Genomic DNA, 4178 nt, shown 5'->3' with positions numbered 1-4178 from the left:
GATGTAATATTCGCGGGTGACGTCGAAGCCGACGAAATCCAGAAGGCTGGCCAGCGCATCGCCGAAGACCGCGCCCCGGGTGTGGCCGACGTGCAGCGGGCCGGTCGGGTTGGCCGAGACATATTCCACGTTGACGCGCTTGCCGCGCCCCATGGTCGAACGTCCGAAATCGGCGCCGCTTTCCAGCGCCGCCTTCACCAGACCCTGCCAGAGCTGTGGCGCCAGCCTCAGGTTGAGAAAGCCGGGCCCCGCCACTTCGGCGCTGGTGATCCGCCCGTCCTCGGCAAGTTTGCTGGCGAGAGACTCCGCGATGTCACGCGGTTTCATCTTGGCTGGCTTGGCCAGAACCATGGCGGCATTGGTCGCCATATCGCCATGGGCGGCATCTCGGGGCGGCTCGACTGCGACATTGGCAAAGTCCAGCCCGGCAGGCAGGACGCCCTCGGTCTGCAGGGATTCCAGCGCGCCGATCACCAGCGCACGCATATCGGTAAAAAGGTTCATCAGACCGGTCCTACTTGGTTCGGGCCGGGTTTATCACCATGGGCGGTCAGGTCAACATGCGAGGCCGTCAACCGGCCCCGCCGCACAGTCTGGCGTGTTCCTGCAATGCATAGCGGTCGGTCATCCCGGCCAGGTAATCCGACACGATGCGCGCGACATGGGTCTGGTCGCGCGCGTCCGCCAGATCGGCCTGCCATTTGCGCGGCAACAGCGCGGTGTCGCTCAGGAACAGCGGAAACAGCTCCTCGACCACCTGTGTCACCTCGGCCCGCTTCACCATTACCGAGGGCGCCCGGTACATACGGGTGAACAGAAACCTGCGGATCTCTTTCAGGTCCGACCACAGCGCGGTCGAGAACTGGATAACCGGCGCGCCGTTGTTGCGCACGTCGGATGCGCTTTGCGCGCCGCTGTCGCGCAGCAGCATTCGCGAGGTGTCGATCACATCCGCCACCATGACCCCGAAGACCCGGCGCAGCGCCTCGTGGCGGCGGCGGATCGGGTCCAGCCCGGGATAGGCGCGGTCGACCTCGGCATAGGCGTCGCCGATGATCGGCAGGGCGCCGATATCCTCCTCGCTGAACAGCCCGGCGCGCAGCCCGTCGTGCAGGTCGTGATTGTTGTAGGCGATGTCGTCTGCCAGCGCCGCCACCTGCGCCTCGGCGCTGGCATAGGTGCCAAGCTCGAGGTCGTGCAGGGCGTTGTAATCGGCCAGTGCATAGGGCAGATCTCCCAGCACAGGGCCGTTGTGTTTTGCAATGCCTTCAAGGGTTTCCCAGGTGAGATTCAACCCGTCGAACTCGGCATAATGACGCTCGAGCGAGGTCACGATGCGGATCGCCTGCGCGTTGTGGTCAAAGCCGCCATAGGGCTGCATCAGCGCGTCCAGCGCATCCTCTCCGGTATGGCCGAAAGGGGTATGACCAAGATCATGCGCCAGCGCCACCGCCTCGACCAGCTCCTGGTTGAGCCCCAGCGCCCCCGAGATGGTGCGCGCCACCTGCGCCACCTCGATCGAATGGGTCAACCGGGTGCGGTAATAATCGCCCTCGTGTTCGACGAAGACCTGGGTCTTGTGTTTCAGCCGCCGGAAGGCGCTGGAATGGATGATACGGTCGCGGTCCCGCTGAAAGCAGGAGCGAAAGGTGCTTTCCTCCTCCGCGACGCGCCGTCCCCTGGCGGTCGTCGGATCCGAGGCATAGGGCGCTCTCATGTCGTCTGGTCCTTGTGGCCTGTCCCGTGGGTTTCTATATTGCATCGCGACAGGCTGCGAAACCGGCCATCGACCTTCGAACCGCCCCAATAGCCGCTGCAGGAGTGAGCGCATGCACATCCCCCCCAAAGTCACGGACCGCGCCTTTGCGCGTCTCGCCGAGATCGGCGCCGCCGATCAGGGCCAGGCGCTGCGCGTGGCGGTCGAGGGCGGCGGCTGTTCCGGCTTCCAGTACGAGATCAAGCTCGACAGCCCGGCCAGCGACGATCTGGTGCTCGAAGGACAGGGCGAAAAGGTGGTGGTCGATTCCGTGTCGCTGCCCTTCCTGTCGGACGCGACCATCGATTTCACCGAAGAGCTGATCGGCGCCCGGTTTGTCATCGACAATCCGAACGCCTCGAGCTCCTGCGGCTGCGGAACCAGTTTTTCCATGTAAGTCAGGTCATTACCTGGCAATCTTCGGGCGCCGCACGAGCCTTGCGCGCGATCCATCCAGCGGTGCAGGCTGCATCTGGTCCCAGACCAGCACCACGCCCGAAGCGATCACGATGGCGACGCCCAGCAGGATGTTGAAGGCCGGGATCTCGGCAAAGAACGCCGCCCCCAGCAGCACCATCCAGACGAATTGCAGGTTCATCAGGGGCGTCACCGCATAGGCAGCGAGATGGCGCAGCGACACCACCAGCAGCCAGCGGGCCACGAAGAGAAAACCGGCATAGGCCACGACCCAGCCGAGATCGGCCAGCGGCATCGGCCGGTAGACGAAGGGCAGCGCCAGCGCCATGACGCCGCTGAGCGCGGCATTGGGATAGAAGACCTGGGCCAGGGCATTGTCCTCGTGCCGTCCGATATAACGCGCCAGCAGCATCGAGAAGGTGCCGCAGAGACAGGCAAACAGCGCGATCACATGGCCGGTGGTGACGGCGGCCAGCCCCTCGGGAAACAGGCACAGCACGCCGACGAAACCGGCTGCAAGCGCCGCCCAGGCGGCGGGGCGCAGGAATTCGCCCAGCATCAGCCCCGAGAACAGGCCGGCAAAGATCGGCATCATGCCGATGAAGACGAAGACCTCGGCCAGGGGCAGTTCGCGAAAGGCGTAAAAGAAGGCGACCGAGCCGACCACCGTCAGCCCGGACCGCAGCGCCATCGCCCGCGGGCAGCGCGTGCGCAGCGATTGCGGAGCCCTCTTGAGCCGCGCGCAGCCCCAGCTCAGGGCCACCACGATGGCCCCGGAAAAGGCAAAGAGCTGCGGCGCGGCATAGCCGTTGGCGATGAATTTGGTGATCGCATCGGCCGAGGAAATCATCAGCGTATAGAGCACCACCAGCCCGGTGCCCAGCAGGGCGGATCGGTCGAGCCCGCTCATCCTGCCGCCCCCATCGCCGAACCGCTGCGGGCAAAGCCCTGAAAGAAGACGCCGAACCTGTCGGTGCTGTGCTCGGCCCGGCACAGCTGGCTGGCGGCACCCTCGGAAAGCCGCCCAAGGACGATCGGGCGCATCTGCTGCCAGTCGCCGCTGCGATCCTCGAGGCGGAACATGCATTCAGAGAGTTCGCGCAGCGGCCCGGCGCCGGCCTCGGGGCGGAAAAACCCGGTCGGGCCCGGCTTGACGGGCCTGGCAAAGGCATGATGGCCACAGACCGCCAGCATCCAGTTGCAGACCAGAAACTCGTGGTAATCGTCGGCGGCAGGCGCCCGGGCCCCGCTTTCGATGGCAAAGCGGCAGCTGTGGCGCATCAGCCATGTGTCCCAGATCTCGGGCACCTCGAAACCGCCATAGCGCAGGGCGATGCAGATCTCGGCCAGCAGGTCGGCATTCTGTTCGAGAAAGGCCAGCAGGCCGGCAAACTCGAGCGACAGGCGCGTGTCGCCGTCAAGCGCGGGATCGCGGCGGCCGTATTCCGACAGGTAGAAGACCGCATGGGTCAACTCATAGGCGGCCTTCTTGTTGGGCATCGAGAAAGTCGCGCTGCGCGCCATGAAGCGGCGCATCCGCTCTTCGAGCCCGCCATCCTCAGCCAGCGGGTCGACCCCACGGCGCAGCATCAGGCGGCGCGCCTCCATCCTTTGCAGATCCGACAGTTCGGCCCGGGCAAAGCCCTGTTCGGCGACCCATTCGACCAGCGCCTGCCCCTTGTCGCCCGGCATCCCCAGATCTTCGAGGTCGAGACAGATCGACAGCAGGAAACGGTAGTATTGCGGGAAGAAACGCAGCCGGTTTTCGACCCCGTCATAGAATGACTGATAGGCCGACAGGGCGCCGGCGTCGAGGCGGGCGCCGCTGCATTCGAGGATGTTCAGCAGTTCGGCGTTTTCCTTCAGCCAGAAGACGTCGTCGGGAATGCGACGCTCCCGGGCAAAGCACTGCATGAGCGCCGCATGGCGCACTTCGGCTGTTTGCCGCCGCGAGGCGACATCGAACGATACGATGTTTGTCATGGGAAAGTCCTGGAGAAATGGG

General features: G+C 65.1%; 5 protein-coding genes. 1 reads left to right on the top strand and 4 read right to left on the bottom strand.

Going from position 1 to position 4178, the window contains the following annotated elements:
* The coding region (argS, locus tag ABZD10_RS14060; protein WP_372887415.1) for an arginine--tRNA ligase at positions 1-504 on the bottom strand (504 nt) is incomplete at its 3' end.
* 67 nt (positions 505-571) lie between these two features.
* A complete protein-coding gene (locus ABZD10_RS14055; protein WP_372887413.1) occupies positions 572-1717 on the bottom strand; it encodes a deoxyguanosinetriphosphate triphosphohydrolase in 1146 nt (381 codons plus the stop codon).
* A 112-nt stretch (positions 1718-1829) separates the two neighbouring features.
* On the opposite strand from ABZD10_RS14055, the gene ABZD10_RS14050 reads away from it, so the two are divergent.
* Complete coding sequence (locus ABZD10_RS14050; RefSeq protein WP_372887411.1) at positions 1830-2153, top strand: HesB/IscA family protein; 324 nt, start codon at positions 1830-1832, stop codon at positions 2151-2153.
* Positions 2154-2162: 9 nt separating this feature from the next.
* Here the strand turns inward: ABZD10_RS14050 and ABZD10_RS14045 are convergent, their stop codons facing one another.
* Together ABZD10_RS14045 and ABZD10_RS14040 are read right to left on the bottom strand one after the other, a co-directional pair.
* Positions 2163-3083, bottom strand: a complete 921-nt coding sequence (locus ABZD10_RS14045) for a DMT family transporter (RefSeq protein WP_372887410.1) — start codon at positions 3081-3083, stop codon at positions 2163-2165.
* Entirely contained in the window at positions 3080-4156 is a 1077-nt protein-coding gene (locus ABZD10_RS14040; RefSeq protein ID WP_372887408.1) for a hypothetical protein, read from the bottom strand. The genes ABZD10_RS14045 and ABZD10_RS14040 overlap by 4 nt, the downstream gene beginning before the upstream one ends.
* Positions 4157-4178: the final 22 nt, after the last annotated feature.

The sequence above is a fragment of the Shimia sp. genome, from assembly GCF_041624275.1.
Classification (GTDB): Bacteria; Pseudomonadota; Alphaproteobacteria; order Rhodobacterales; family Rhodobacteraceae; genus Shimia.
Note: the sequence above shows the minus strand (reverse complement) of the source record. Positions and strands in the feature narration are given on the sequence as shown.

Excerpts from the sequence above, each read along its gene's own strand:
- ABZD10_RS14045 (WP_372887410.1), bottom strand. The coding sequence starts at position 3,083 with ATGAGCGGGCTCGACCGATCCGCCCTGCTGGGCACCGGGCTGGTGGTG.
- ABZD10_RS14040 (WP_372887408.1), bottom strand. The coding sequence starts at position 4,156 with ATGACAAACATCGTATCGTTCGATGTCGCCTCGCGGCGGCAAACAGCC.
- ABZD10_RS14055 (WP_372887413.1), bottom strand. The coding sequence starts at position 1,717 with ATGAGAGCGCCCTATGCCTCGGATCCGACGACCGCCAGGGGACGGCGC.
- ABZD10_RS14050 (WP_372887411.1), top strand. The coding sequence starts at position 1,830 with ATGCACATCCCCCCCAAAGTCACGGACCGCGCCTTTGCGCGTCTCGCC.